Below are 26,393 nucleotides of genomic sequence, written 5' to 3' on the forward strand. Positions count from 1 at the left end.
AGAACCCAACAAAAAACCTCCCGACGCCGGAGCATCGAAAGGCCAACGCAGCCGGGCAAACCACCCGCGCGGGTGGCCTGGCGCGCCGCGCAACGAGGGAAGCCCGGGGCAGTGAGCGGCGCCCCGGCGGCGGGCAACCGGTGGCGCGTTATTTTCCGGCGGCCGGGCAGCCGACCGGGCCGGCTTCCTCCTTAGCTTGCGCCGCCCGGGTGGCGGTGGCCGCCGGGCACAGTGGCGTCAGCATGAAGCAGTTGGCCGGCCCGGGCTGGTTGGCAAGCCTACCCGAAAGCCGTGCGCAACTACGGCCGCGCGGGCCCGCAACCCAAACGGCTTTTGGGCACCGCTACTATCTCCATCCCGGCCGCGGCGCACACTAACCCTCTTACGACCAGGGCCTTGCCCACAACCCCGCTACAATGCCCAACGGCAGCACCGACCCCGTATTTCAGCTGGTAAAGTCGCTTACGCGCTCCGAGAAGCGGCACTTTCGCCTGTTCAGCGGCCACCAGGGTGCCGCCGAGGACCTGAAGTTTCTGCGGCTGTTCGACGCCCTCGACGGGCTGCCGGCCTACGACGAGGAGCGGATTCTGCGGCAGGTGCCCGCCATCCGGAAGGTGCAGCTGGCCAACCTCAAGGCTAACCTGTACCGGCAGCTGCTCGGCAGCCTGCGCGCGTACCACGCCGGCCAGAACGTGGACATTCAGCTCCACGAGCAGCTCGACTACGCCCGCGTGCTCTACAACAAGGGCTTCTACCAGCAGGCCCTGCGCATGCTCGACAAAACCAAGCAGCAGGCCCGGCAGCTGCAGCTGCCCCACGTGGCCCTGGCGGCGCTGGATTTCGAGAAGCTGATCGAGGCCCAGTATATCACGCGCAGCCTGCGCGGCCGGGCCGAGGCGCTGGCGGCCGAAGCGCGGGCCGCCGTACAGCAGGTGGCGCAGCAGCACCAGCTTTCCAACGTGGCCCTGGGCATGTACGGCCTCTACCTGCGCGTAGGCCACGCCCGCAGCCAGGCCGATGCGCAGGGCATCAGCGCCCGGTTTCGGGCCGCGCTGGCGGGCGTCGACGTGAGCCGGGGCGGCTTTTTCGAGCGGCTGTACTACTACCAGGCCCACGTGTGGTATTACACCATCACCCAGGATTTCCGGGCCTGCTACCGCTACGCGCAGAAGTGGGTGGATTTATTCGAGCAGGCCCCGGACATGCAGCAGCAGCAGGCCATGCTCTACGTCAAGGGCCTGCACAACCTGCTGGCGGCGCTCTACAACCTACTGTACTACAGCCGGTTCGTGGCCGTGCTGGCCCGTCTGGAGCAGTTTGCCGCCGCGCTCAGCCGCCCCACGCCCAACCTGGAGGTGCTCCTGTTTCAGTACATCTACACCCACAAAATCAACGCGGTATTTCTGGAAGGGCGCTTCACGGCGGGCCTGGGGCTGATGCCCGCGCTGCTGGAGAAGCTGGTGCTTTTCCAGCCCCAGCTCGACTTGCACCGCCGACTGGTGTTCTACTACAAAATTGCCAGCCTGTACTTCGGCAGCGGGCACTTCCACCGGGCCATCGAGTACCTGAACCGCATTATTCAGTACCGCGACGTGACCCTGCGCGAGGACATTCAGTGCTTTGCGCGCATCCTGAACCTGATTGCGCACTACGAGGCCGGCGAAGATGAAATGCTGGACTACCAGATCCGCTCGGTGTACCGCTTTCTGGGCAGGCTGAACGAGCAGCAGCAGATGCAGATTGAGATTTTCCGCTTTCTGCGCACCGTGGGCCAGCTCACCCCGCCGCAGCTCAAGGCAGCCTTTATCGACCTGAAAAACCGCCTGCTGGCCATATCCGCCAACCCTTACGAGCGGCGCCCCTTCCTCTACCTCGACATTATTTCCTGGCTGGAAAGCAAGATTGAGGACCTGCCGGTGGAGCAGGTCATGCAGCGCAAGTTTGCCGGGCTGAAGTAAGCGTCAGCGCAGGTCTTCCGTGCGGGGCAGGCGGGCCAGAAAGCGCCGGGCGCTGTCGAGCCGCACCTGGTTTTCGGGATGCTGCGCCGTGTAGCGGGCCAGCTGCGCCGCCGCCCGGGCGTAGAGGGCGCGCGCGGCGGGCCGGGCCAGAAACGGCACGATGCGCGCGGGGCGGTGCCGGGCGTAGGCCGAGTCGAGGGCGCAGGATACGGCGTCGGGGGCCTGGCTGACCTGCACGGCGCGCGGGTATGGGGCGTAGTGGCCGGGGCCGCAGGCGCGCGAATCGAGCTGCAGGCGCTGCAGGGCGTCGCCGTAGTCCGGGTCGCGCTGACCGAACACGGTGCGCGTGACCTGGGTGAGCGTCATCATGCCCGAGCACATGGCGCAGGGCTCCAGCGTGGTGTAGATGGTGTAGCCCGACAGGGCCCGCTGCCGGGTGCGCTGCAGGTAGCTCTGGATCAGCCGCACCTCGCCGTGCTGGGTCTGGTTGCGGGTGGCATTCACGCAGTTGCGCCCCCAGTGCACCACGTAGCCGTCGGCATTCACCAGCACCGAGCCGATGTTGAAGCCCCGGCTGGAGTCGGGCTGGGCAGTGGTTTGCCAGTCCTGATACACCACGGCGTAGGCCAGCCAGGCGTACAGCTGGTCCCGCTCGCGCTGCTGCGCAAGGGCCGGCGGGGCGGCCGGCGCAGCCAGTTCGGCCAGCAGGGAGAAAACGGGGAGCAGCATCAGCGAAGCAGATAGCCGGGCCGGCGGCAGTTGGGCGGCGGGCTGGGCTTTTTTCCAGGTAGCGACAACGGACAAGGGCCGCCACCCGGAGGCAGCGGCCCTTCAAAGATAGGCGCGGCGCGGTGCCCGTATCAGGCGCGGCCCAGCTGGCGCAGAAACAGCACGTGCGACAGCACGGCCGAGCGCATGCGCGGGAATTCGTTGTAAACCACGTCGAATTCCTGGCAGGCCTGCTTGATGATCTGGTTGATGGCCGGGTAATGCACGTGCGAAATCTTGGGAAACAGGTGGTGCTCCACCTGGAAGTTCAGCCCGCCCAGCAGCCAGGTCACCACCTTGTTGTTGGTGGCGAAGTTGGCCGTGGTCTTGAGCTGGTGCACGGCCCACTCGTCCTCCAGGCTGTAGGTTTCCTTGTCGGGCACGGGGAAGGTGGCGGGCTCCACGGTGTGGGCCAGCTGAAACACCAGGCTCAGCGAGAAGCCGGCCACGGCGGCAAAGATCAGGAAGCCGACCACCCAGGCCCCGAGCCCGACCATGTAAATCGGCAGGGCCACGAACAGGGCCAGGTACAGCACTTTGAAGCCCCAGAACGTGAGCTGGTCGCGCCAGGTCATTTTCTTGAGCGGCACCGAGCCGATGGCGCCCTTGAAGTATTTCTGGTAGTCCATCATCACCACCCAGGCCAGGTAGAACAGCGCGTACAGAAACCAGAAGTACAGGTGCTGGTAGCGGTGCAGGGCGCGGCGCGGCTGCGTCTCGCTCAGGCGCAGCCAGGGCTGGGCGTCGATGTCGTCGTCCACCCCGTCGATGTTGGTGTACATGTGGTGGATCAGGTTGTGCTTCATGTTCCACATAAAGCTGTTGCCGCCGAACACGTTCAGGGTGAAGGCCGCGGTCTGGTTCAGCCACGCGTACTTGGAGAAGGAGCCGTGCGACCCGTCGTGCATCACGTTGAAGCCGATGGCCGCCCCTACCCCACCCATCAGCACGCACTCCACGATGGCCCAGGCGGTGGGCGGCGTGAAGAACACGAGGTGGATGTAAAGAAACAGCAGCGCGCTGGTGAGCAGGGCCGCTTTGGTGAAGAGCGTGGCGTTGCCGGTCGGGGCCTTGCCGGCCTGCTCGAAGTACTCGTTGACGCGGCGCTTCAGCTCGTAGTGAAAGGATTCCTTCTGCCGGACGGCGGCGAACTTGGGTACGGACATGCGGGTGGGTAAAGGGTATCGGGGCGCAAAGGTAGGGGGCAAAGCCCGCTTCGCGGCCGGCCGGCCGGAAATCGGGCCGGACCGGGTCCCCAGGCCAGTTTAGACACGGGCGCGGCTTAAGTCGTTCCGCCCGGCCCGGTTGGCCCGCAATTATTTTGTCAAGCAAGCTTTACTTTATGTCAAGAATACTTTACAATTGCAGCGTACTTAATCCCTCCCTGCTATGCATACCCGTTTTCTGTTTCCGCACCGCTACAAGGCCGTGGGCTGGGTGCTTTTCGCCACCGGGGCCGTGCTGGGCCTGCTGGCGTGGAACTTCGAGTGGCACCCCTCCTGGTTGAGCTTCGAGCTGCCAGCGTTTGTGCTGCCGCATCCGGTGCTGGGCAAGGACGGCACCCCGACCCCGCACAATTTTCTCCCCGAAATCAGCGGGGTTCTGTGCATTATCGGCGCCTTGCTGGCCGCCTGCTCCCGTGAACAGCACGAGGACGAGTTCATTATGCGCCTGCGCCTCGATTCGTTGCTGTGGGCCGTGTACGTCAACTACGGGCTGCTCATCCTGGCCCTGCTGCTCACCTACGAGTTTCTTTTTCTCAACCTGATGGTCTACAGCATGTTCACGCCGCTGGTGCTGTTTCTGCTGCGTTTTCACTACGTGCTGTTTCGCAGCAGCCGCGCCGCCCGCTATGCTGAATAAGCTGAAACTGGCCCGCGTGGCCCTGGGCCTCACGCAGGAAGACGTGGCCCGCCGCATCGGGGTGAGCCGGCAGACCGTCAACGCCATGGAGCAGGCCAAGTACGTGCCCTCCACGGTGCTGGCGCTGAAGGTGGCCCAGCTGTTCGGCAAGCCGGTGGAGGAGCTGTTTATCCTGGAAGCGGAAGACTAAACCGCTGCCGATTTCCCCGGCGCGGCCCCTTTGCGCAGCCAGCCCAAACGGCCCCACCGGCCCGGGGCATTGCCGGTCGGCGGGGCCGTTCGAGCAGCGGGGCCGTTGCTACTGCGGGCCGGCCATATCGGCGGCGGTGCCCACGGGCAGCTCGGGCTGCAGCAGGGGGCGCAGCTCGGAGAAGGGCAAAAACAGGCGGATTTCGCCCTGGGCAAAGGAGGCAATTTCGTAGGGCGCGTACACGAACACGGCCCCGCCGCTGGTCAAATACACGTTGTGAGTGGCCGGCAGGTGCGGCACAAACAGCGGGCCTTCCAGCGGGGCATCCGGGGCGAGGCGCAGCTGCCGGCGGGCGGCCCGGTCGAGCAGGGCTACCAGCCGGGGCCGGGCTTCGGGCCGGAAGATGGCCTCGTAGGGCAGCGGGCGGCCGGTGCGCGTGTCGTAGCTCACCACCCGGGTGCCGTAGCTGCCGTGGGCGCCGCCGGTGTAGCCGTAGTTGAAGTAGCCGATGCTCAGCAGCGGGGCCTGGTTCCAGTACACGTGCATCAGCTGTTGCTCGTCGTAGCGCAGGGCGTAGCTGGGCAGCGAGTCGCCGGCCATGTCCCGCTGCCGTTCCCCCGCGTCGAGGCGGTAGTCCTTGGTGTAGGCGGCCAGGCGCTGCTGCCACAGCGCGTCCAGGGCGGGGGCCGGCTGGTTTTCGAGGGTGTCGCCGCGCAGGTGGCGCAGCAGGTTGTCGCGCAGCCGGCCGGTGGCCAGCCCCACGGGCTGCAGGGCCAGCAGGCGCAGCTGGGCGTGGGGCGAGCTGGCCCGGCCCGGAAAGGCCGCCACCGAGTCGGCGTAGAACCGGGCAATCAGCTGCAGGCTGCCCAACGGCCGGGCCTCGCGCAGGCGCACGGGCCGGCCGCCCACGGTGCCCGTCAGCTCCTGGTCTTGCCGGCGCAGGCGCCACACCGGGCCGGCCGGCGCCCCTTCAGCCACGTGCTCGGGGTTGTAGTCGATGAGTACCAGCGAATCGGGGGCGTGGCGGACGCCGTAGTCGCCGTTGAGGTCGAAGGGCTGCCCGTCGGGGCCGGCGTAGCTGCCCGTCACCCCGGCCGATTCCGAGTCGTTGGTGAAGCGGGGCCAGGCCTGCAGCTGCAGCGTGATGCTGTCGGCAGAGCCGGGCAGCAGGCCGCGGTACTGCCGGTACCAGGCGCCGGGCGAATCGGCCGGGGCGGCGACCGGGCGGGGCGCAGCGGGCGGCGCGGCCGGGTCGGGGGTGGCGGTGTCGTTCTGCCGGGAGTGGCAGGCGGTCAGCAGGGCCAGCAGCAGGGCGGGGCGGGAAAGGCGCATAGGCAAGGGTGGCAAGCAAACGGCCAACGCCCGTCGGCCATTCCTACCGGGCTATACGGCGCGGCGCGCAAAATATTTATCGACTGCGCGGGTCCGTTCACCGCCGATTAACCGGAATTGGTGGCTTGATTGGTCAATATGGCGCTTTTGCTACGTACGCCACGCCGAAACCACGGTCGGGCTTTGCAAGTATGTCTTGGACGAATCCAACCACAATCAACCACACCATGAGCTTTATCAAAGCGGGCCAGGACGCCCAAGGCAACGACATCAACATTTTCTACCAGGACTGGGGGCAGGGCGACCCGGTGGTGCTCATCCACGGCTGGCCCGCCGACCACCAGATGTGGGAGCATCAGTCGCACAGCCTGGCCCACTACGGCAAGCGCGTCATTGCCTACGACCGGCGCGGCTTCGGCAAGTCCGACAAGCCCTGGGGCAGCTACGACTACGACGTGCTGGCCGACGATTTGAAAGCCCTCCTCGACGGCCTCGACCTGCAGAACGTGACCCTGGTGGGCTTTTCGATGGGCGGCGGCGAAGTGGCCCGCTACATGAGCCGCCACGGCGGGGCCCGCGTGAGCCGGGTGGCCCTGGTATCGGCCGTGACGCCCTTCCTGCTCAAAACCGACGACAACCCCGACGGCGTGCCGCAAAAGGAATTCGACAAAATCATCGAGGGCCTGCGCAAGGACCGCCCCGACTTCCTGCAAACCTTCGGCAAGCAGTTTTACGGCGTGGGCGTCGTGAGCAAGCCCGTCAGCCAGGCCACGCTCGACTGGATGCAGATGCTGTGCCTGCCGGCCGCCCCGCACGCCACCGAGGAGTGCGCCAAGGCCTTTAGCGGCACCGATTTCCGCCAGGACGTGCGCAGCATCAAGGTGCCCACGCTCATCATCCACGGCACCGACGACCAGACCGTGCCCATCAAATCCAGCGGCGACAAAACGGCCGAGCTGCTGCCCCAGGCCACCTATATCAAGTACGACGGCGAGCCGCACGGCCTGTTCATCACCGCCAAGGACCGCCTGACCCAGGATTTGCTGGACTTCATCGGCGGCACCGCCGGCGACAACCGCTACCAGGTGCGCGAGCCGCTGGTGTAGGCTGTTTGTAGGGCAAGAGGGTATGGGGGTAGGAGGGTCTGAGTTACCGAGCAATAACCCAGACCCTCCTACCCCCATACCCTCTTGCCCTTCACAAGCTCTTGCTCAATAAAAAAACCGGAGCAGCTGCCGCTACGCCGGTTTTTCAGTTTAGGTACGCGTGCCAGGTCTGGTCGATGGTGCCGGCACTGAGCTTGAGAAAACTCGAGAGGGTGGGTTTCCTGGGCTTCTGCCTGACGATGAGGCCCGCCTCTTCGGGGGTGCGGTGGCCTTTGGAGTGGTTGCAGCGGGCGCAGGCCGTGAGCAGGTTGCCCCAGCTGGAGTCGCCCCCGCGGCTGCGGGGCAGCACGTGGTCGAGGGTCAGGTTCTTGGTCGAGCCGCAATACTGGCACTGAAACCCGTCGCGCTTCATGATGTTGTGGCGGCTCAGGGCAATGCCCTTGTAGGGCACGCGCACGTAGCGCTGCAGCTTGATGATGCTGGGTTTGGGGTACGCCATGCTGACGGTACGCAGGAAAGCCCCCTCCTTATTGGCAATCAACTCGGCTTTGTCGAGGTAAAGCAACACGAAGGCCTTCTGTACGCTGCACAGGGTAATAGCGGTGTAGTCGCCATTGAGCACAAGCACTTTTTGATCCATACGCGCGGTGGTGGTAAGCAGCCGGAACTAGCGGTAAGCTAGGGGTTTCCGGCTGATTTAGCAACCACGCAGCCAGGGCCTTGGTTCAAAGCGGGAAGCCGGCCGGGGCGGCCGCCCTGGCGGCCACCCCGGCCGGCGTTGCGAGGACAAAGGGCATTCCGCGTATCAACCGGCGTCAAGCGGTCCTGTACAACGCGCCGCCGCTGCAACGCCCCAACCGCAAACCTGCAGGAACGAAACCCGCCCCGCCCAAAACCATGTAGCGCTGGTTTCGGGCGGGGCGGGCTTGGGTTGGGGCCAGCTGTAGCGGCGGTGCTGCTGGAGCAACGCTTGCTTCGGCTACGCCTCGCAATGACCGTGGGGTGAGCCGCCGCTACTCCGGCAGGATGCGCTTGATCAGGCGCAGCTTGTGGGTGTATTTCTGCCGCTGGCGGTTGTAGATGCCGTTGTGGTCGAGCGGGTCGATGCGGACTTCCCCGCTGGCGTGCAGAATCTGCTGATCTTCCAGCAGCATGCCCACGTGGATGATGTTGCCCTCGGCGTTGTCGAAGAAGGCCAGGTCGCCGGGCTGGGTCTGCGACACGAAATGCACGATGCGGCCGTGGTCGATCTGCTGGCGGGCGTCGCGCGGGAGCTGCACGCCGATAAGGCCGTAGAGCTGCTGCATCAGGCCCGAGCAATCGACGCCGAAGAGCGTGCGCCCGCCCCAGAGGTAGGGCGCCTTCAGGAACAGCTGGCCGGCCTTGAGCAGCAGGGCGGTGCGCTTGTCGGTGGGGCCCTGCAGGCCGTGGCCGTTGGCGGGGTTGGTGGCGGCCCCGTTGTAGAAGTACGTGTCGTCGCCGAGGCGCAGGGTCATGCCGTCGAAAAACGGCAGGCGGGCGCCCAAGGTGATGGGCACGCGCACCTTGGCGTGGCTGACGACCTGCACCACGTCGAGGCTGCGCGGGTGGTCCTGGGTTTGCCAGGCGGCCAGGTATTCGGCCGATACGGGCTGGTGCTGCTTGGGGTCCATCCAGCCCACGTAGTTGTCGGCCGTGGTGCGGATCTGCTGCCAGTTGCCCTGGGTGAGCAGCACGCTGTAACAGTCGCCGAACACCAGCTGGGTAACGATTTCGGCTTTATCCGAAGGTTCGGCGCGCACCGGCACGACGCTCAGGGCGCAAATTCCGTGGTCCAAGACGGTGAAATAGTGAGATGGTGAAATGGTGAGTTGTCGTTCACCACGTGCAAATCAGGCGTTTCGGCCCGTTCACGACTTGAATAATTACGCGAAGCTCCCGCTTAAAACGCAGCCCGCCAAACATCCGCCGGAAAACGCCCCATTTCCCGCTTTCACCATCTCACCTAGTACTGATTCCGGTCCAGCTCGCGCTTGGCGTCGCGGGCTTTCACGTCTTCGCGCTTGTCGTAGAGCTTTTTGCCCTTGGCCAGGGCAATTTCCACCTTGGCAAAGCCCCGCTCGCCGATGAAGATGCGCAGCGGCACGATGGTCAGGCCCTGCTCCTGGCTTTTGTTTTCGAGCTGGCGCATTTCCTTTTTGGTGAGCAGCAATTGGCGCGGGCGGGTGGGCTCGTGGTTGTTGTAGGTGCCCTGGGTGTACTGGGCGATGGTCACGCCGTGCAGCCACAGGGTGCCGTCGGCCCCGAAGGTGCAGTAGCCGTCGGTGATGTTGCCGTTGCCGGTGCGCAGGCTCTTGATTTCGGTGCCCACCAGCACCATGCCGGCGGTGTATTTGATGAGGAAGGAGTATTCGTAGCCCGCCCGGCGGTTCTGGATGTTGATGCTGCGCGGGGTGGTTTCTTTGGCTTTAGCCATGATTCAGGTCGGGAGTCGCGGGGGAAAGAAGGCAGCGGGCGGCGGGGCGGCCGGCGTTGCCCGGGGTAAGATAACGGGGCGGGGCTCAGTTGGCGGCGCGCAGGGCGGCAAAGCGGGCTTCGAGCTTGGCTTTATCTACGATGCGCTGGCTGGTGCGGCCGGTGGCCACCAGCCGCGCGCCCACCCGGGCTTCTACGGCGCAGGTCAGCTCGCGGCCGTGCAGGGCGGCAAAGGTAGCAGTCAGCACCACGGTTTCGCCCGCGAAGGCCGGGGCGTGGTGCTGCACCTCCACCATCGTGCCGATGCCCTCCTCCCCTGCCTCGCGCATCTGCAGCACAAACAGGCGCCCGGCCCACTCCATTTCACGCGTGAGGGCGAAGGTGCTCAGCACCGGATGCACCAGCCCGCCGCCGGCCTCGAACGTGGCGAAGTCGGCTGACACGACGGTGTAGCGGTGGGTTTGCTGGTCGCCGGGGCGGAAGGGGTTGAGCATATTAGCGCGTCATGCTGAGCTTGTCGAAGCATCTCTACCGCTTCGTTGCTATTGCCCAGTTTTAATCAAAATGTGGCGTACTCCTTTTCTGTCTGTCAGCATGATTACTTCAGCCTCAAGAACCGAAGAACCGGCATTTTTGGCCTCTATCGTGTATCAACAGTGGTAAAAGGGCTTATGCTTGCTTCACCGCTATCTAAGTCGCGGATCTGAACAGCATTGCCTTTTATGCTCCACAGAAAAGCACTTGCAGGCTCCGCATCAGAGCCATGTGGCCTGACTGCTGCTGTCGAGTCTGACTTGAAGTCTATTTCAGCACAAACATTACATAGAGTGCGTACGATCTTCTCCTCAATCGTATTCTTCGAGACGCGCCGGGTAGTCTTGTACTCGGTAGACTATGATGCACCCATTTGCCCAAAATGCCAATCGTGGTGTCAAAGGACTTCTGACCAGTTTGAGCAAGACAATTTTCTCCCACGAAGATGGCAAAGAGCATTGTCCCAACGTGAAGCTTCACGGCTCAGTTGACTGGTGAATAATGGTTCAATCAATCCATAGCTTGGCAACGAAGCGGTAGAGATGCTTCGACTTCGCTCAGCATGACGGTCTTTTCCAGCGTGTCACACCAGCTTCAGCCGCGGGTCGGGGCTGGCCAGCTGGTCGGCAAAATCCCCGTTCTGGTACTGGAAGTGCGCCGTCATGGCAATCATACCGGCGTTGTCTGTGCAATATTGGAAGGCGGGGATGAACACCTGCCAGCCCAGCTCCTGCGAGAGGCGCTGCAGCTCGGCGCGCAGGCCGGAGTTGGCCGCCACGCCGCCGGCAATGGCAATGTTCGAGAGGCCGTAATCCTTGGCGGCGCGGCGCAGCTGGCGGATGAGCGTCTGCAGGATGGTGTGCTGGATGCTGGCGCAGAGGTCCGCGAGGTTTTCCTCGATGAACTTCGGGTTCTGCTGGGTCTGCTGGCGCAGGAAGTACATCACGGCCGTTTTCACCCCGCTGAAGCTGAAGTCGTAGCCGGGCATCTGATTGACCGGGAACGGGAAGCGCAGCGGGTCGCCCTGCTGGGCCAGCTTGTCGAGACGGGGGCCGCCGGGGTACGGCAGGCCCAGCAGCTTGGCCGTCTTGTCGAAGGCTTCGCCGGCGGCGTCGTCCTGGGTCTGGCCGATGATTTCCATCTCCATGGGGCTGCGCACGATGACCAGCTGGGTGTGCCCGCCGCTCACCGTGAGGCACAGAATGGGGAAGGCCGGGCGCGGCTCCTCGATGAAGTGGGCCAGAATGTGGGCCCGCATGTGGTTGACGGCCAGCAGCGGCTTGCCCAGCGCCAGCGCGAAGCTCTTGGCGAACATGCTGCCGACCAGCAAGGAGCCCAGCAGCCCCGGTCCCTGGGTGAAGGCCACCGCGTCGAGGTCTTCCTTGTTGATACCGGCTTTGGTGAGGGCAGCCTGCACCACCGGCAGAATGTGCTGCTGGTGGGCGCGCGAGGCCAATTCGGGCACGACGCCGCCGAATTGCTCGTGAACCTGCTGGGAGGCCACCACGTTGGCCAGAATATTGCCCCCGGCAATGACGGCCGCCCCGGTGTCGTCGCACGACGACTCGATGGCCAGAATGATTGGGTGCTCCATGGTGAAATGGTGAACTGGTGAGATGGTAAGCTGATGTTCGGGAGGCGCGGCATTGCGCAGATAGCGCAAGTAGAACGGCACTCACAATTTCACCATCTCACCATTTCACCGCTAATTGGCTTTTTTTGCAGAATATCCGTTGGGGCGGGGCGTATAAGCATCCATCCCGGCGGCGTTTACGTCTTCGTGCCGGGGCTCATTGCCGCCGACTCGTTTTTCCTCCGCCCCAACCAGCGTGCAAGTTATAAAGGTCATCCTGAAGGTCCTGCTCGGGCTCGTGCTGCTGCTGGCGCTGCTGCTCGGGGCGGCCGTGCTGGCCTTGCGCGTGCCGGCGGTGCAGACGGCGGTGGCCCAGCGTGCGGCCGAAATCCTCTCCGACAAGCTTCAGCAGCCCGTCAGCATCGGGCGCGTCGACATTCGGCCCTTTACCAAGGTGGTGCTGGAGCGGGTGCAGGTGCTCGACAAGCGCGGCGGCAACCTGTTCTACATCGGCGAGCTGGAGGCCGATGTCAGCACGTTCTCCGTTTTCTCGCCCAACAAGCTTTACCTCAGCAAAGTTACCCTCACGGAGCCGCGCTTCGAGCTGGTGACCTACCCGAACTCGCCCAACCAGGAAACCAACCTCGACGAGTTTCTGACGGCCTTCAAGCGCCTGCTCGGCGAGCCGGACACCACCAAGGTCAGCAAGCCCTTCGACTTCAAGGTGGAGCGCGTGGCCCTGCGCAATGCCCGCTTCGTGCTCGACCGCAAAGACGAGCCGCGGGTGCCGGAGTACGGCAAGTCGATGGACTATGCCCACATGTACATCGACAGCGTGTACGCCGACCTCTCGCAGATCTGGTTTCGCGGCGACACGATTCACGCCCAGGTCGACGGGCTGCGGGCCGTCGATATTCCGTCGAAAACCCGCCTACGCGAGCTGACGGCCGATATGACCTACGCCAGCAAGTTCTGGCAGTTTGAGAAGCTGAACCTGCGCGTGGGCCGCAGCCAGCTCTCCGACTATGTGCGCTTCGACTATAAGCACTTCATGAACTTCACCGACTTCAACGACTCGGTGAAGGTGACGGCGCGGCTCAAGCCCAGCCGGGTGTATTCCGACGACATTGCCCTCTTCGCCCCGCAGCTCTGGGGCTGGGGCGAGCAGATTGCCCTTTCGGGCGAGGCCAAGGGATACGTGCGCGACTTCGCGGCCAAAAACCTCGACCTGCGCTACAGCAACGGCGGCACCCACATCATCGGCAACATCTCGGCCCAGGGCCTGCCGGAGTGGCAGGAAACCTTTGCCGAACTGCGCCTGCGGCCGGGCACCGTGGTCAACCCCAAGGACCTGAAGCCGATACTGCCCGCCGCGGTGTGGCCCTACTTCCAGCGCCTGGGCACCGTCACCCTGAACGGGCAGTTTCTGGGCTTCTACAACGACTTCGTGGCCAACGGCGACTTCAAGACCCGCCTCGGCAACGTGACGGCCGACGTGAACCTGAAGTTCAAGAACGACCCGCGCAACTCCAGCTACGAGGGCACCGTGCGCACGGCCGGCTTCCAGCTGGGCAAGCTGCTCGGCGACGAAAGCCTGATCCGCGACGTGGCCGTCAACGGCAAAGTCGCCGGCGTGGGCTTCGACCTTGACGCGGCCCGCATCAACGCCACGGCCAACATTGCCTCGGTGTGGGTGAAGGGCTACCGCTACCGCAACATCCAGGTGACCAACGGCCGGGTGACCCGCCAGGAATTCGACGGACGCATCAGCATCAACGACCCGAACCTGCAGATGACGGGCGAGGGCAACGTGAACTGGGGCCGCGGCCGCCAGGCCTTCGACCTCATCGGCGACGTGCGCCGCGCCGACCTGCGGGCCTTGGGCATCACCACCCAGCCCATCGTGCTCAGCACCCAGGCCGACGTGCGCTTCCAGGGCCTGACGCTGGACGAGCTGCTGGGCCGCATTCACCTGCGCGACACCCGCCTGACCGTGCAGGGCCGCACGGTGCACCTCGACACGCTCGACCTCTTGGCCACCCGCCGCGAGGGCGAGCGGCTGCTGGCCATGCGCTCGGAAGCCTTCCGCCTGCGGGCCCGCGGCAACTACCAGTTTTCGCAGGTGCTGCGCGACGTGGAGCAGCTCATCGAGGAATACCGCCTGAACTTCGCCGGCGACGCCCGCGCCACCGAGGCCTACTACCGCCGCAAGCGCCGCCAGGCCACGCCCGACTACAACATCAACCTGACGCTGGACCTGAAGCGGCCCAACCCGCTGCTGCACGTGTTCGTGCCCCAGCTCAGCATCAGCGACTCGACGCACGTGGAGGGCTCGTTCCGCAACGGGGCCACGTCTATTCTGCAGCTCACCGGCACGGCCCGGGCCGTGCAGTACGACAGCATCCGGGCCGAGCAGGTGAGCTTCGATTTGCTGACTTCCAAGCTGCCCTACGCCCCCGACGTGCTGGCCCAGACCAGCGTGACCAGCACCCGGCAGCGCCTGCCGGGCCTGGGCCGCACCGAGCAGTTCTACGTGGAAGGCGTGTGGGACCAGGACAAAATCAACTTTTCCTCCTCGCTGGCCCAGACGGGCACCACCAACCGCGCCCAGATCAACGGGGCGCTGGATTTTCTGCCCAACGCGGTGCAGATCGTGTTCCGGCAGTCGGGCGTGAACCTGCTCGGGCGCGAGTGGACCATTGCCCAGGACAACGCCATTGTCATTGCCGGCGGCGGGCACGAAATCACGGTGCCCAACTTCTCGCTTTCCAACGGCCGCCAGCTGATTCTGGCCACCGGCGAGGTATCCGACGACCCCACGCGCACCCTGCACCTGGAAGTGAAGGACCTGGAGCTGGCCACCCTCTCGCCGCTGACCAACCAGAACATGCGCGGCCGCGTGAATGCCACCGGCGACGTGCGCGGGGTGTTCGGGCAACTGGTGTCGGCCGCCCGCCTGACGGTGGATTCGCTGTTTTTCGATAACACGCTCATCGGCAACGTGGCGGGCGTGGCCAACTGGGATAACACCGCCAACCGCCTGGGCACCAACCTCTCGGTGGTGCGCGACGGGCAGAACGTGCTGAGCGTGGCCGGCACCATCGCGCCCACCGGCGCGCCCGACGACCAGCTGAACCTGACCGGCGTGCTCAACGACGCGCCCATCAAGCTGGCCGAGCCCTTCCTGGCGGGCGTGCTCACCCACCTCGGCGGCACCGGCCGCGGCACGCTGCGCCTGACCGGGCCGTTTTCGGCCCCGTCGCTGCGCGGCGCCGTCGACGTGACGAAGGGCCAGCTCACGTTTGCCTACCTGAACACGACCTACACCTTCGAGGACCAGATTCGCTTTTTCGAGGACCGCATGGTGTTCCGCAACATCAAGCTGCGCGACGTGCTCGGCAACCAGGGCACGCTCGACGGCTCGATTTACCACCGCGGCTTCAACGACATGCGCCTGGCCCTGAAGGCCAATTTCCGGCGCATGCAGGTGCTCAACACCACCCGCCGCCAGAACGACATGTACTTCGGCACGGCCTACGCCACCGGCGACGCCTCCGTTACCGGCCCCGTCGACAACCTGGTCATCAACGTGCGGGCCCGCAGCGAGTCGGGCACCCGCCTCTCGCTCCCGCTCGACAACGCCACCACGGTGCAGCAGGCCAGCTACATCAAGTTCGTGAACCGCAACCTGTCCGACTCGGTGCAGGCCGCCCAGGCCGCCGCCAAGCCCCCGGTGGACTTGTCGGGCATCATCCTGAACGCGACCTTCGACGTGACGCCCGACGCCTACATGGAGGTGATTCTGGACGAAACCACCGGCGACGTGATTCGCGGCTCGGCCCTGGGCCAGCTGCGCATGAACATCGATACCCGAGGCGAATTCAATATGTACGGGCAGCTGGAAGTGGTGCGCGGCGCCTACAACTTCACCCTGGAGGGCCTGGTCAACAAGGAGTTCCAGGTGCGCCCCGGCGGCACGCTCACCTTCAACGGCGACCCGATGCAGGGCCAGATGGACGTGACGGCGGCCTACACCCAGCGCACCTCGCTGGCCCCCATCCTGGGCACCACCAGCGCCGATACCGAGGTCGGCAACGTGTACGCCAGCGTGACGGCCGTGATGCACCTGACCGGCGACATGCTGCTGCCGCGCATTCAGCTCGGGCTGGAATTCAACGACGCGCCCTCCTCGGTGGAAGGCCCGCTGACCTCTTTCCTCTCCAACATCCGCAACGACGAGCAGGAGCTGAACCGGCAGGTGTTTTCGCTGCTGCTGTTCCGGCAGCTCACCCAGCCCGGCGGCTTCAACAACGCGGCCCTGACCAGCGGCACCAACGCCGTGCAGAACAGCCTGGGCCAGATTCTCTCCACCCAGCTGGGCCTGCTCACCTCGCAGATCGACCAGAACCTGGAAATTGCCTTCAACCTCGACGGCGTAACCCAGGAGGAGCTGCGCAACCTGCAGGTGCGCCTGAGCTACAGCTTGCTGCAGGGCCGCCTGCGCGTGACGCGCTTCGGCGGCATCAGCAGCAACAACACCACGGGCGTGGGGCCCAACGCCACCCCCACCCAGACCTCGCTGATCGGGGACATCGGGCTGGAGTACTTCCTGCGCCAGGACGGCAAGTTCCGCGTGCGGCTGCGTTACGAAACCACCCCGCGCGACATCGGCGTGCAGAACCAGGCCCGCGCCGGCCTCTCGGTGGTGCACACCGAGCAGTTCGACAACCTCACCGAGCTTTTCGCCCGCAAGCGCCTGCGCCGCCGCGAACAGGCCCGCCGCAAAGCCCGCGAGCAGCTCGTCATCGACGACGACCCGCGGACGGCGCTCTGACGGTGAGGTAGTGAGATGGTGAAGTGGTGAGTTTGATGTTCGGGAGGCCGAAACGGCGCATTTCGCGCCGTCAGAACGACACTCACCATTTCACCATCTCACTATCTCACCACTTACCTTTACCCCTAGATGCCCCAGTTCCGCCCCGCCCGCAAGAAGAAGCTTGGCTCCTACCCCTATACCATGGTGATGTTCAGCATTACCATGGCCCTGCTGGTGGTGGGCCTGTTCGGGCTGCTGCTGGTGCACGCCCACAAGATTTCGGGGGTGGTGAAGGAAAACCTGGAGGTGCAGGTGTTCCTGGAGCGCAACCTGCCCGAAACCCAGCTGCTGCGCCTGCAGCGCACCCTGGCCCAGAAGCCTTATATAGCCTACCGCCAGGACCAGCCGCAGGTGCGCTTTCTGTCGAAGGAAGAGGGCGTGAAGCAGTTTATCGACCGCACCGGCGAAGATCCGGTGGCCCTGCTCGGCGACAACCCGCTGCGCGACGCGTACATCCTGAAGCTCAACCCGGAGTTTGCCGATTCCAGCCAGCTGCGGCGCATCAGCCAGGATTTGCAGCAGCAGCAGGGCGTGTTCGAGGTGACGTATCCGCAGACGCTCATCACCTCCGTCAACCAGAACATCCGCAAAATCAGCCTGGTGCTGCTCGGCTTCGCGGTGATTCTGCTGCTGGTGGTGGCCGTGCTCATCAACAATACCATCAAGCTGGCGCTGTTCTCGCAGCGCTTCCTGATTCGCTCCATGCAGCTGGTGGGCGCCACGGCCTGGTTTATCCAGAAGCCCTTTCTGCGCCGCGCCACCTGGCAGGGCATCCTGAGCGGGGCCCTGGCCGCGCTCTTGCTGCTGGCCCTGCTGCAGTACGCCTACTACGAATTCGACGAGCTGGCCCTGCTGCGCGACGACCGGCTGATCGGCGCGGTGCTGCTGGTGCTGCTGGTGCTGGGCGGCGTTATCGGCTTTTTCAGCTCCTACCGGGCCGTGCGCAAGTACCTGCGCATGTCCTTGGATGAGCTGTATTAGGGCCATTAAGCAAGTTTCACGTTGTCAGGCCGTCGTGTCGAGCTTGTCGAGACATGGCGGTTCGGGCGGTTCGCGTGGACTTCCCCCAGGCTACCGCGTTCTTTCCTGGCTGAAGCAACTAATTTTGCGTTGCGCTCATCTGGCGCGTCAACGGCGGCGTCCGCCCCCGGCCGCTTACCTTTGCCTTTTCCGACTGCTTTTTCTATGCCCACGCCTTCTCCTCGCTTCGCCTTCGGGCCGCGCAACTACCGCCTGATGTTCATCGGGCTGGCCCTGCTGGCCGCCGGTTTCATCACCATGAGCCTCGACGGGGCTGATTACGGCGAAGGATTTCTGGGCCTGACGCTGGGGCCGCTGCTGCTGGCCGCCGGCTTCGTGGTGGAGTTTTTTGCCATCATGGCCAAATCGGGCCCGGCCCCGGTGGCTAATCAAGTGGTAACGCCCGGCGCGCCCGTGGCTCCGGCCGGCCCGACGGCTCCCGTGACGCCGGCCGCCCCGGCCACGCCGCCCACGTACCAGCGCCGCTAAGCCCTGCTGAATGAATTACTGGCATGCCCTGCTCCTGGCCATCGTCGAGGGGCTGACTGAGTTTTTGCCCGTGTCGAGCACCGGGCACATGATTATTGCCTCGGCCCTGCTGGGCATTCCGCCCACGGCCTTCACCAAGCTCTACCTGGTGGTCATTCAGCTCGGCGCCATTCTGTCGGTGCTGGTGGTGTACTGGAAGCGCTTTTTCCAGAGCTTCGACTTCTACCTGAAGCTGCTGGTGGCCTTTCTGCCCATCGTGGTGGTGGGCGCGTTTCTGAAAAAGTACATCGACGCCCTGCTGGAATCCGTCACGACGGTGGGCGTGACCCTGCTGCTGGGCGGCATCGTGCTGGTGTTCATCGACCGGCTGTTTCCGCAGGAAGACCCGCAGGAAGGCGGCCACCCCGTCACCAACCCGGGCTGGCGCGAGGCTTTCGTCATCGGCCTGTTTCAGTGCATTGCCGTCATTCCCGGCATCAGCCGCTCGGCCGCTACCATCATCGGCGGCCTCTCGCAGAAGCTTACCCGCCGCGCCGCCGCCGAGTTTGCCTTCTTCCTGGCCATGCCCACCATGGCCGCCGCCGCCGCCAAGGATCTGCTCGATTACTTTCAGGAAGGCCACACGCTCGACGCCGAGCAGCTGAAGGTGCTGGCCTTCGGCAACGTGGTGGCCTTCGTGGTGGCCCTGCTGGCCATCCGGCTGTTTGTGGGCTTCGTGGCCCGCTACGGCTTCCGCGCCTTTGGCATTTACCGCATCATCGTGGGCGGCCTGCTGCTGCTGATGCTGGCCCTGAACATTCCGCTGGAACTGCTATGAGTGAGCCCAACCGCAAGCCCAACCGCCCCGAACCGGCGCCCGAGCCGGGCGAAGTCCTGCTGGTCGACAAACCCCTGCGCTGGACCTCGTTCGACGTGGTGAAGAAGGTGAAGTACGCCCTGAAGCCGCGCAAAATCGGCCACGCCGGCACGCTCGACCCCTTGGCCACCGGCCTGCTGATTCTCTGCACCGGCAAGAAAACCAAGACCATCGACCAGATTCAGGCCCAGGAAAAGGAGTACACCGGCGTGTTTCGCCTGGGCCAGACCACCCCGTCCTTCGACCTGGAAACGGCCGTGGACGCCGAGCGGCCCTGGCAGCACCTCACCCGCGAGGAGCTGCTGGCTGCCGCCGCCCGGCTTACCGGCCTGATCGAGCAGACGCCCCCGCTGTTTTCGGCCGTGAAGGTGAACGGCGAGCGGGCCTACGAGGTGGCCCGCCGCGGCGACACGGCCGACATCAAAAGCAAGACCGTCGACATCAAGGCCTTTGAACTGCCCGAAATCGACGGCGCCGACGTGCATTTCCGCATCGTGTGCTCCAAGGGCACCTATATCCGCAGCCTCGCCCGCGACTTCGGCGAGTTGCTGGGCTGCGGCGCCCACCTCACCCAGCTGGTGCGCACCCGCATCGGCGAGTACCGACTGGCCGACGCGCTGAGCATGGCCGACATCGAAGCCCGCCGCCCGCCGCGCCCCGAGGGCGAAGCCGAGCGGCCCCGCCGGGCGCGAATGCCGCGCCCGGAGCGCCGCCTGGGGCTGGAGCACTACGACGCTACCCAGCAGGCGGCGGCCGATGCGCTGGCCGCTGGTGAAACGGCGGAGTAGCAGGCCCTTTCGTAGCACGAACCGTCGTTTCGGGCGGAACGAGGAACCTGGGCAGCCGCATGCCGCGCCCGTTTCCTCGCTCCGCCCGGAACAATAGGTTATGGCCCAACCAGCCGCTTTTGGCGGGCCGTGCCTACTTTCGCAGCGCCGTAACGCAAGGCCCGGCTGGCAAATCCAGCGGCGGCCTACCTGCGTTCAAGGACCCACGCACGGCGCCGGCGGGCGCCGGCCCGTGCGTGCCACCAGTCTCCCTTCCGCCATGCACGTAGTCCGCGACCCCGCCGAATTTCCGCGCCTCCACAACGCCGTGGTCACCAGCGGCACCTTCGACGGGGTGCACCTGGGCCACCATAAGATCTTGCAGCGCCTGCAGGAAGTGGCCCGGCTCTCGGGCGGGCCGAGCGTAGTCATCACCTACTGGCCGCACCCGCGCCTGGTGCTGGCGCCGCCCCCCGCCCACCCCGACCCCAAGCCCCTGCACCTGCTCAACACCCTGGAGGAGCGCATTGAGAAGCTGGCAGGCTACGGCGTGGATTACCTGCTCATCGTGCCCTTCACCCGCGAATTTGCCGAGTGGACCTCCGAGCAGTACATCCGCGAGCTGCTGCTGGACACGGTGGGCACCGCCAAGCTCGTCATCGGCTACGACCACCGCTTCGGCAAAAACCGGGAGGGCAGCTTCGAGTACCTGCAGCAGCACGCGGCCGAATACGGGTTGGAGGTGGAGGAAATTCCGCGCGAGGACGTGGACGCGGTGGGCGTGAGCAGCACCCGTATCCGCCGGGCCCTGGAGGCCGGCGACGTGGGCACCGCCGCCCGCTACCTCGGCTACGACTACCCCTTCACCGGCACGGTGGTGCGCGGGCAGCAGCTCGGGCGCACCATCGGCTACCCCACAGCCAATATTCGCTGCGAAGAAGCGTTGAAGCAGGTGCCCGGCCGCGGCGTGTACGCCGTGATGGCCACCACGGCGGCCGGCACCCGGCACCCGGCCATGCTCAACATCGGCGTGCGGCCCACGGTGGGCGGTAGCCTGCAGGAAACCGTGGAGGCGCATTTGCTCGACTTCGACGGCGACCTGTACGACCAGCCGCTGACCGTGCAGTTTGTGGCCCGCCTGCGCGACGAGCAGAAGTTCAGCGGCCTCGACGCGCTCAAAGCCCAGCTGGCCCAGGACGCCGATGCGGCCCGGGCGCACCTGATTGGCGGCTAGCCGGGCCGCCGGATTGGGTTGAAACGCTATTCCGAACGAAACCAAGGAGCCTCGCACGTTTTGCAGAACGATGAAGCAAGGCTGTCATGCTCCTCTGACGTCCGCTGAGCGAGCTTCTTCGCTTCGCCCGGAATGACGCGCCAAATAAGCTGTTCAACCTCTAGCTGGCCCTGATTTTGTATTCCACCCTTGCATGAAGAATTCTTTGCGGATGTTTTTGCTGGGTTGCCTGCTGCTCGTCGGCGCGGCGGCCCAGGCCCAGAACCGGTTTACGGGCGTCGTGCTCGACTCGCTGACCAAGGAGCCGCTGGCCTTTGCCAGCGTGTTTCTGGCCAATACCACCTTCGGCTCGTCGACCTCGGACCAGGGCAAGTTTGAAATCAGCCGGGTGCCGAACGGCACCTACGACATGGTGTGCTCCTACGTGGGCTACCGCCTCTCCAAGCAGAGCGTGACCATGAGCGGCCCCTCGCAGCAGTTCACCCTGCTGCTCTCGCCGGTGGGCAACAGCCTGGGCGAAGTCGTCATCAAGCCCGAGCCCAACAAGCCGGAGGAGTACAAGCAGTTCTCCGACCTGTTTCTGGGCGGCTCGCAGTTTTCGGAGCAGTGCCGCGTGAGCAACCCCGAAGCCGTGCGCGTCTTCTTCGACGAGGAAGACAAGCAGCTGCGGGCCCGCGCCAAGGAGTATTTGCAGGTCGACAACGATGCGCTGGGCTACCGCCTGAAGTATTTCGGCCTGGAATTCAGCTACGACCCCGAGGACGGCGCCGTGTCGTACTACGGGGAACCGGTGTTCGAGGAAATGAAGCCCAAGGACGAGGCCCAGCAGAAGCTGTGGGCGGCCAACCGCCTGAAGGCCTACAACGGCTCGTTTATGCACTTTCTGCGCAGCGTGCACCGTAACCGCCTGCGCACCGAAAACTTCATGGCCCAGCAGATCAAGGTGACGGTGAACAAGCGCTTCGGCCAGACCGACAGCCTGCGCCAGATGCTGCTGGAGCGCCACCCCGACGGCAGCGACCTGACCCGCGCCGAAAAAGACTCGCTGCGGCTCTGGAGCCGCTCGGGCCCGGTGTACGCCACGCTGAACCCCGCGGCCCTGCCCATCGACAGCATCCGGCAGGTATCGGCCGACGGCAAGCGCGTGTTTTTGCGCTTCTCGGGCGAGCTGCAGGTGGCCTACTTCGGTGAGGCCCCCGACCCGCGCTACAAGCAGGCCATGTCGCCGCTCGGGCCCTCGCGCACGCCCTACCCCGCGCTGCGGCAGGTGTCGCGGCTGCGGCTGAACGGCCGCCGAGCCGAAATCCAGGCCGACGGCTCCCTGCTGAACCCGCTGGCCGTGTCGGTGGGCGAGTACTGGGGCTTCGAGAAAATCGGCGAGTTTCTGCCCTTCGACTACGTGCCCACCACGCCGGCGGCGCCGGGCCGCAAGTAACTACCCCGCGCAAACGCACCCGCAAGGCCGCCCGCTGCAAGTCAGCGGGCGGCCTTCTTTCTGATGGATGGCCGTTTACTTCCATCGGCCCGGCGCGTACATTTGGCTCGGGGCGCGGCCCCGCGTGGTTCATCTACTTCCTCTTGCCTATCGACCCTATGCTACCCTCATTTCGCCTTCGTACCCTGCTGAGCGCGTTGCTCGCGCTGATGCTGCACGCCGCTGCGGCCCAAACCGGCTGGCAGCAGCTTTACACGGCGGCGCACACGCAGTCCTGCGCCAAGGCCCTGCGCCAGGCCGATGGCGGCTTCCTGCTCGTCGGGGAAGAGCTGCTCAAGCAGACCTCCACCAGCCAGCCCGCGCCGCGCCGGGTGGTGCTGGTGCGCACCGATGCCCGCGGCCGACAGCTCTGGGAGCAGCGCGTGGCGGTGCCCGGCTACCCCCACGTTTTCGTGCGCGAGGCCAGCCAGAACGCCCAGGGGGAGTTGCTGCTGGGTTTGGTCAATACCCCGCTGTATACCGGCTTTGGCCGCCCCAACCTGCTGGTGGCGCTTACCCCGCGCGGCCCCATCCGCTGGACGCGCGACTTCAGCGGCAGCTCCCGCCGCCTCGTCGGACTGGCCCCCGACGACTCGCACCAGGGCTTTGTGGTAGCCGTCAACGACGGGGGCCGGGAGGCTGCGCTGCTGTACCTGAACGCCGACGGCAGCCAGCGCCAGCAGCTGCCGCTGGATTTTGGCCTGCCAGTCGTGAGTTCCGTTATCAATACGGTGCTGCCGCAGCCGGGCGGCGTGCTGGTGGGCGCCAGCGGGTATTCCTCGCTCTATTCCACCACGCCTACCGCCAAGGTTATTTTCGTGTCGGACGACGGGGTGCGCGGCGCTGAAACGGTGCTGCCCGGCTCGTACACTGGCCCAACCTTGCTGCTGGCCCTGGGCGGCAACGACTTCCTCGCCTACGACGGGCACCTGCACCGCATCAGGCTGGGCGTGAATGCGGTGCAATGGTCGCGTGACTTGATTACCAGCGACGGCGGCATTCTGAGTCCCGAGCAGTGGGCGGCTTCCCCCACCGGCGAGGTGCTGCTCAGCGGCTTTACGGTGCGCAACAGCCACATTCTCACGCGTTACCTGATGCTCATCAACAGCCGGGACGGCAGTGTGCAGCCGCTGGAAGACAACAACGCGCCGGCCATTGCCAAACTCGGCGAAAGCAACGCCGGCCAGGTAGCCAGCCTGCTGCCCGGCGACGCGCCCGGCACCTTTTTCATGGCCGGCGCCGTGACCGAAGGCATCTTCCTGCGGCTGGGCCGCTTCGCGGAGCTGGAGCTGGGCGCTACGGCCACGCTGGCAGCCTGGCCCAACCCCGTGACCGATGCCGACCTGCTGCGGGTGAACAGCCCCTTTGCTTCGGCTAACGCCCTGTACCTCTACGACCTGGCGGGCCACCAGGTGCTGAGCTGGCCGGCGGTGACGGGCGGCACGGCGCAGCTCTCGCTGCGGGGCGTGAAGCCGGGCTCCTACCTGCTGGTGGGCACCAACGGCCAGGGCAAAATCGGCCGGATGCGCATTTTCAAACGCTAACGCCGCCAGGGGCCGCCGCCCCCGCGGCGCCGTTTTTTTTATGCGTGGGTTGTTTAGCCGATTCCTTTGTTGCGGGCTGCTGGCGCTGCTCGGTATGCTGGGGCTGCGGCCCGCGGCCCGGGCGCAGGCCACCATCAGCGGGGAAGTGCGCGACTCGGTGACGCAGGCACCGCTGGCCTTTGCCAGCGTGTTTCTGGCCAACACCACCCGCGGCGCCACCACCGACGCCCAGGGCCGCTTCAGCCTGCCGGGCGTGCCCGCGGGCACCTACGACCTGGTGTGCTCCTACCTGGGCTACCGCCTCGCCCGGCAGAGCGTGCGGGTGGGCACGGCGCCCGTGGTGGCGCAACTGCGACCCGCGCCCCTGAGCCAGCAGCTGGCGGGCGTGGTCATTCGGCCGCACCGCAACAAGCCCGAGGACTACCAGCGCTTCGTCGAGCTGTTCTTGGGCAGCACCGCGTTTTCGCGGCAGTGCCGCATCCGCAACCCCGACGGCGTGCGCGTGGCCTTCGACGCCCAGACGGGCGAGCTGACCGCCGAGGCCGCCGACTACCTGCAGGTCGACAACGCGGCGCTGGGCTACCGCATCCGGTTCTACGGGCTGCACTTTCAGATCAATTTCCGCGAGCAGGTGCTGTCGTACTACGCCTGGCCGGTGTTTGAGGAGTTGCCCACCAGGAGCGGGGCCAAGCGGGCGCACTGGGCGGCCAACCGCCTGGCCGCGTACCGCGGCTCGCTCACGCACTTTCTGCGCAGCGTGCGCACCGGCCAGCTCGCCGCGGAAGGCTTCGTGGCCAACCGCCTGCGCCGGGTGCCCAACATGCGCTGGGTGCGTGCCGACTCCTTGCTGCGCCTGGAGCGCCTGCGCCACGCCCACGAGGTATGGCACCCGGCCGATTCGCTGCTGCAGCAGCTGCGCGAGCCGCCGCAGTACGCCTACCTCTACACCCGCCCCCTGCCCGCCGACAGCCTGCGCCGCCCCGGCCCGGGCGGGGCGCCGGTGCTGCGCTTCCGCGACCTGGTGCAGGTGACCTACCAGCGCGAAAAGCCCGACCCGGCCTACACCCTGCCCCACCGCCTCGGCGAGCCGGCCGTGCGGCCCGAGCAGCAGATTTCGGTGCTGCACCTGCTGCAGCCGGCCGTGGAAATCACGCCTACCGGCCAGCTCGTCGACCCGCTGGCCGTGTTCACGGAAGGCTACTGGGGCTTCGAGAAAATCGGGGAGCTGCTGCCCGTCGACTACGAGCCGCCTACTGCCCAGCCCTGAGGCCGGACGGTTCGGCGGGAGGTTTCGCCGGGTATTGCCGCGCTTAATTGCCGCTGAATAATATTTAATTTATATTTATATATATTAAAGCAGCCGCAGCCTGCGCAGCGGCTGTGCGACTGGTACCGAATGCGCGACGTGTGGCCGGACGGTGAACTTAGCCCCGGGCGTGCTGATAGTCGGCTGAAGATGGCCGCTTTTGGCAGGCATCGTGGAAATGAAAGTGAGTGGATAGACTCCCGCTGCGCCCGGCGAACGGGCAGTTTCAGGCGCTTTAGTTGATTAGCAGTCTGCCTTCGTTGGGGCCGGCAATTGCGCGGGACGCCGGCGCGGCAGCCGCGCGCGGGGCCTGGGAAGGCAGGAGCCGATTCGCCGGGGTGGGCGGGTGAGGCGTGGTTACGCAGGTATTTCTAGTGGCCAGTGCTACCTCCAGAGCTTGCTCACCTTTCACCCCTACTTGTATGAATGCACTGGTAATCAACTCCAGCGGCCGCACCGAACAGTCGGTCAGCCGCAAACTGGTGGCCGAGCTGGTGGCCGAGCTGCTGGTGCTCTACCCCAAGCTGCACGTGAATTACCGCGACGTGGCCCGGGGCATTCCGCTGGTCGACGACCAGATGATCGAAGGCTTTTTCACGCCGGACGAGTACCGCACGCCCGAGCTGCGGCAGGCCCTGGCCGTTTCGGATGAGCTGGTGGACGAACTGCGGGCGGCCGACGTGCTCATCATCGGGGCGCCGGTCTACAACCTCAGCATTCCGGCCTGCCTGAAGGCCTGGCTGGACCTGGTGGTGCGCATGGGCCTGACCTTTACGCATTCATCAGCCGGCTACGAAGGGCTGCTCACCACCCGGAAAGCGTACCTGGTCGTCACCTCCGGCTCGGTGGCCGTGGGCACGCCCTGGGACTTTGCCACGCCTTACCTGCGCACCATTCTGGGCTTTATGGGCATCGTCGACGTGGAAATCATCAGCGCCACCCAGCTCATCGTGCTCAGCGAGGCGCCCATCAGCGAGGCCCGGGAGGCTATTCACCACCTGGCCACGGCGTAGGCGCCGGCGGGCCCGGCTCCCTACGCCCGGGCCCGG

At 65.6% G+C, this 26,393-nt stretch carries 22 protein-coding genes; 14 read left to right on the forward strand and 8 right to left on the reverse strand.

Annotation, left to right across the window (positions count from 1 at the left end; translation table 11 throughout):
* The first annotated feature begins 416 nt into the window (after positions 1-416).
* Entirely contained in the window at positions 417-1,958 is a 1,542-nt protein-coding gene (locus DLM85_RS16780; RefSeq protein WP_111479277.1) for a hypothetical protein, read from the forward strand.
* Positions 1,959-1,961: 3 nt separating this feature from the next.
* On the opposite strand, the gene DLM85_RS16785 is transcribed toward DLM85_RS16780, so the two are convergent.
* Positions 1,962-2,687, reverse strand: coding sequence for a nucleoside deaminase (locus DLM85_RS16785; protein ID WP_111479278.1), 726 nt, complete (start codon positions 2,685-2,687; stop codon positions 1,962-1,964).
* 131 nt (positions 2,688-2,818) lie between these two features.
* A complete protein-coding gene (locus DLM85_RS16790) occupies positions 2,819-3,892 on the reverse strand; it encodes a fatty acid desaturase family protein (protein ID WP_111479279.1) in 1,074 nt (357 codons plus the stop codon).
* Between the two features lie 223 nt (positions 3,893-4,115).
* Here DLM85_RS16790 and DLM85_RS25125 point away from each other — a divergent pair, with 223 nt between their 5' ends.
* A complete protein-coding gene (locus DLM85_RS25125) occupies positions 4,116-4,589 on the forward strand; it encodes a hypothetical protein (protein WP_133257114.1) in 474 nt (157 codons plus the stop codon).
* Entirely contained in the window at positions 4,579-4,779 is a 201-nt protein-coding gene (locus DLM85_RS16800; RefSeq protein WP_111479281.1) for a helix-turn-helix transcriptional regulator, read from the forward strand. The genes DLM85_RS25125 and DLM85_RS16800 overlap by 11 nt, the downstream gene beginning before the upstream one ends.
* Before the next feature lie 108 nt (positions 4,780-4,887).
* Here DLM85_RS16800 and DLM85_RS16805 read toward each other — a convergent pair whose 3' ends face one another.
* The gene (locus DLM85_RS16805; RefSeq protein ID WP_111479282.1) at positions 4,888-6,111 is read right to left on the reverse strand and encodes a DUF3298 and DUF4163 domain-containing protein; all 1,224 of its coding nucleotides are present in this window, start codon (positions 6,109-6,111) and stop codon (positions 4,888-4,890) included.
* A 227-nt stretch (positions 6,112-6,338) separates the two neighbouring features.
* Between DLM85_RS16805 and DLM85_RS16810 the strand changes: the two genes are divergently transcribed.
* On the forward strand, positions 6,339-7,217 hold the full coding sequence (locus DLM85_RS16810; RefSeq protein WP_111479283.1) for an alpha/beta fold hydrolase: 879 nt from the start codon (positions 6,339-6,341) through the stop codon (positions 7,215-7,217).
* A 145-nt stretch (positions 7,218-7,362) separates the two neighbouring features.
* Here the strand turns inward: DLM85_RS16810 and DLM85_RS16815 are convergent, their stop codons facing one another.
* The 5 genes from DLM85_RS16815 to tsaD form a co-directional block, all read right to left on the reverse strand.
* On the reverse strand, positions 7,363-7,857 hold the full coding sequence (locus DLM85_RS16815; RefSeq protein WP_111479284.1) for an HNH endonuclease: 495 nt from the start codon (positions 7,855-7,857) through the stop codon (positions 7,363-7,365).
* A gap of 373 nt (positions 7,858-8,230) precedes the next feature.
* On the reverse strand, positions 8,231-9,034 hold the full coding sequence (locus tag DLM85_RS16820) for a C40 family peptidase (protein WP_243636005.1): 804 nt from the start codon (positions 9,032-9,034) through the stop codon (positions 8,231-8,233).
* Between the two features lie 167 nt (positions 9,035-9,201).
* Positions 9,202-9,672 carry an SsrA-binding protein SmpB gene (gene smpB / locus DLM85_RS16825; RefSeq protein WP_111479285.1) on the reverse strand — a complete coding sequence of 157 codons (471 nt, stop codon included), beginning with the start codon at positions 9,670-9,672 and terminating at the stop codon, positions 9,202-9,204.
* 85 nt (positions 9,673-9,757) lie between these two features.
* The gene (locus tag DLM85_RS16830) at positions 9,758-10,165 is read right to left on the reverse strand and encodes a thioesterase family protein (protein WP_111479286.1); all 408 of its coding nucleotides are present in this window, start codon (positions 10,163-10,165) and stop codon (positions 9,758-9,760) included.
* Positions 10,166-10,788: 623 nt separating this feature from the next.
* Complete coding sequence (gene tsaD / locus DLM85_RS16835) at positions 10,789-11,799, reverse strand: tRNA (adenosine(37)-N6)-threonylcarbamoyltransferase complex transferase subunit TsaD (RefSeq protein ID WP_111479287.1); 1,011 nt, start codon at positions 11,797-11,799, stop codon at positions 10,789-10,791.
* Between the two features lie 235 nt (positions 11,800-12,034).
* Between tsaD and DLM85_RS16840 the strand changes: the two genes are divergently transcribed.
* From DLM85_RS16840 to DLM85_RS16885, 10 genes are all read left to right on the forward strand, one after another.
* Complete coding sequence (locus DLM85_RS16840) at positions 12,035-16,612, forward strand: translocation/assembly module TamB domain-containing protein (protein WP_111479288.1); 4,578 nt, start codon at positions 12,035-12,037, stop codon at positions 16,610-16,612.
* Between the two features lie 129 nt (positions 16,613-16,741).
* Positions 16,742-17,635, forward strand: coding sequence for a cell division protein FtsX (locus DLM85_RS16845; protein ID WP_111479289.1), 894 nt, complete (start codon positions 16,742-16,744; stop codon positions 17,633-17,635).
* Between the two features lie 204 nt (positions 17,636-17,839).
* Positions 17,840-18,163, forward strand: coding sequence for a DUF3098 domain-containing protein (locus DLM85_RS16850; protein ID WP_111479290.1), 324 nt, complete (start codon positions 17,840-17,842; stop codon positions 18,161-18,163).
* 10 nt (positions 18,164-18,173) lie between these two features.
* Positions 18,174-18,980: an undecaprenyl-diphosphate phosphatase gene (locus DLM85_RS16855; RefSeq protein WP_111479291.1), complete on the forward strand. Its 807-nt coding sequence runs from the start codon at positions 18,174-18,176 to the stop codon at positions 18,978-18,980.
* Positions 18,977-19,807 carry a tRNA pseudouridine(55) synthase TruB gene (truB, locus tag DLM85_RS16860; protein ID WP_111479292.1) on the forward strand — a complete coding sequence of 277 codons (831 nt, stop codon included), beginning with the start codon at positions 18,977-18,979 and terminating at the stop codon, positions 19,805-19,807. Before DLM85_RS16855 ends, truB begins: the two co-directional genes overlap by 4 nt.
* Positions 19,808-20,066: 259 nt before the next feature.
* The gene (locus DLM85_RS16865) at positions 20,067-21,020 is read left to right on the forward strand and encodes a bifunctional riboflavin kinase/FAD synthetase (protein ID WP_111479293.1); all 954 of its coding nucleotides are present in this window, start codon (positions 20,067-20,069) and stop codon (positions 21,018-21,020) included.
* 193 nt (positions 21,021-21,213) lie between these two features.
* A complete protein-coding gene (locus tag DLM85_RS16870; RefSeq protein WP_111479294.1) occupies positions 21,214-22,455 on the forward strand; it encodes a carboxypeptidase-like regulatory domain-containing protein in 1,242 nt (413 codons plus the stop codon).
* A gap of 158 nt (positions 22,456-22,613) precedes the next feature.
* Positions 22,614-24,038 carry a T9SS type A sorting domain-containing protein gene (locus tag DLM85_RS16875; RefSeq protein ID WP_111479295.1) on the forward strand — a complete coding sequence of 475 codons (1,425 nt, stop codon included), beginning with the start codon at positions 22,614-22,616 and terminating at the stop codon, positions 24,036-24,038.
* Positions 24,039-24,078: 40 nt separating this feature from the next.
* Positions 24,079-25,305, forward strand: a complete 1,227-nt coding sequence (locus tag DLM85_RS16880) for a carboxypeptidase-like regulatory domain-containing protein (RefSeq protein WP_111479296.1) — start codon at positions 24,079-24,081, stop codon at positions 25,303-25,305.
* A 461-nt stretch (positions 25,306-25,766) separates the two neighbouring features.
* Positions 25,767-26,357 (forward strand): FMN-dependent NADH-azoreductase, encoded by a 591-nt coding sequence (locus DLM85_RS16885; protein ID WP_111479297.1) that lies wholly within the window; start codon positions 25,767-25,769, stop codon positions 26,355-26,357.
* Positions 26,358-26,393 lie beyond the last annotated feature (36 nt).

This window comes from Hymenobacter edaphi (assembly GCF_003258365.1).
Taxonomy (GTDB): Bacteria; Bacteroidota; Bacteroidia; order Cytophagales; family Hymenobacteraceae; genus Solirubrum; species Solirubrum edaphi.

Bases quoted from the DNA above. Each gene is read 5' to 3' on its own strand.
- DLM85_RS16830 (WP_111479286.1), bottom strand. From the start codon at position 10,165: ATGCTCAACCCCTTCCGCCCCGGCGACCAGCAAACCCACCGCTACACC.
- DLM85_RS16870 (WP_111479294.1), top strand. From the start codon at position 21,214: ATGAAGAATTCTTTGCGGATGTTTTTGCTGGGTTGCCTGCTGCTCGTC.
- DLM85_RS16875 (WP_111479295.1), top strand. From the start codon at position 22,614: ATGCTACCCTCATTTCGCCTTCGTACCCTGCTGAGCGCGTTGCTCGCG.
- truB (WP_111479292.1), top strand. From the start codon at position 18,977: ATGAGTGAGCCCAACCGCAAGCCCAACCGCCCCGAACCGGCGCCCGAG.
- DLM85_RS16880 (WP_111479296.1), top strand. From the start codon at position 24,079: ATGCGTGGGTTGTTTAGCCGATTCCTTTGTTGCGGGCTGCTGGCGCTG.
- DLM85_RS16855 (WP_111479291.1), top strand. From the start codon at position 18,174: ATGAATTACTGGCATGCCCTGCTCCTGGCCATCGTCGAGGGGCTGACT.
- DLM85_RS16785 (WP_111479278.1), bottom strand. From the start codon at position 2,687: ATGCTGCTCCCCGTTTTCTCCCTGCTGGCCGAACTGGCTGCGCCGGCC.
- DLM85_RS16885 (WP_111479297.1), top strand. From the start codon at position 25,767: ATGAATGCACTGGTAATCAACTCCAGCGGCCGCACCGAACAGTCGGTC.
- DLM85_RS16800 (WP_111479281.1), top strand. From the start codon at position 4,579: ATGCTGAATAAGCTGAAACTGGCCCGCGTGGCCCTGGGCCTCACGCAG.
- DLM85_RS16845 (WP_111479289.1), top strand. From the start codon at position 16,742: ATGCCCCAGTTCCGCCCCGCCCGCAAGAAGAAGCTTGGCTCCTACCCC.
- tsaD (WP_111479287.1), bottom strand. From the start codon at position 11,799: ATGGAGCACCCAATCATTCTGGCCATCGAGTCGTCGTGCGACGACACC.
- smpB (WP_111479285.1), bottom strand. From the start codon at position 9,672: ATGGCTAAAGCCAAAGAAACCACCCCGCGCAGCATCAACATCCAGAAC.
- DLM85_RS16865 (WP_111479293.1), top strand. From the start codon at position 20,067: ATGCACGTAGTCCGCGACCCCGCCGAATTTCCGCGCCTCCACAACGCC.
- DLM85_RS16780 (WP_111479277.1), top strand. From the start codon at position 417: ATGCCCAACGGCAGCACCGACCCCGTATTTCAGCTGGTAAAGTCGCTT.
- DLM85_RS16790 (WP_111479279.1), bottom strand. From the start codon at position 3,892: ATGTCCGTACCCAAGTTCGCCGCCGTCCGGCAGAAGGAATCCTTTCAC.
- DLM85_RS16805 (WP_111479282.1), bottom strand. From the start codon at position 6,111: ATGCGCCTTTCCCGCCCCGCCCTGCTGCTGGCCCTGCTGACCGCCTGC.
- DLM85_RS16810 (WP_111479283.1), top strand. From the start codon at position 6,339: ATGAGCTTTATCAAAGCGGGCCAGGACGCCCAAGGCAACGACATCAAC.
- DLM85_RS16850 (WP_111479290.1), top strand. From the start codon at position 17,840: ATGCCCACGCCTTCTCCTCGCTTCGCCTTCGGGCCGCGCAACTACCGC.
- DLM85_RS16815 (WP_111479284.1), bottom strand. From the start codon at position 7,857: ATGGATCAAAAAGTGCTTGTGCTCAATGGCGACTACACCGCTATTACC.
- DLM85_RS25125 (WP_133257114.1), top strand. From the start codon at position 4,116: ATGCATACCCGTTTTCTGTTTCCGCACCGCTACAAGGCCGTGGGCTGG.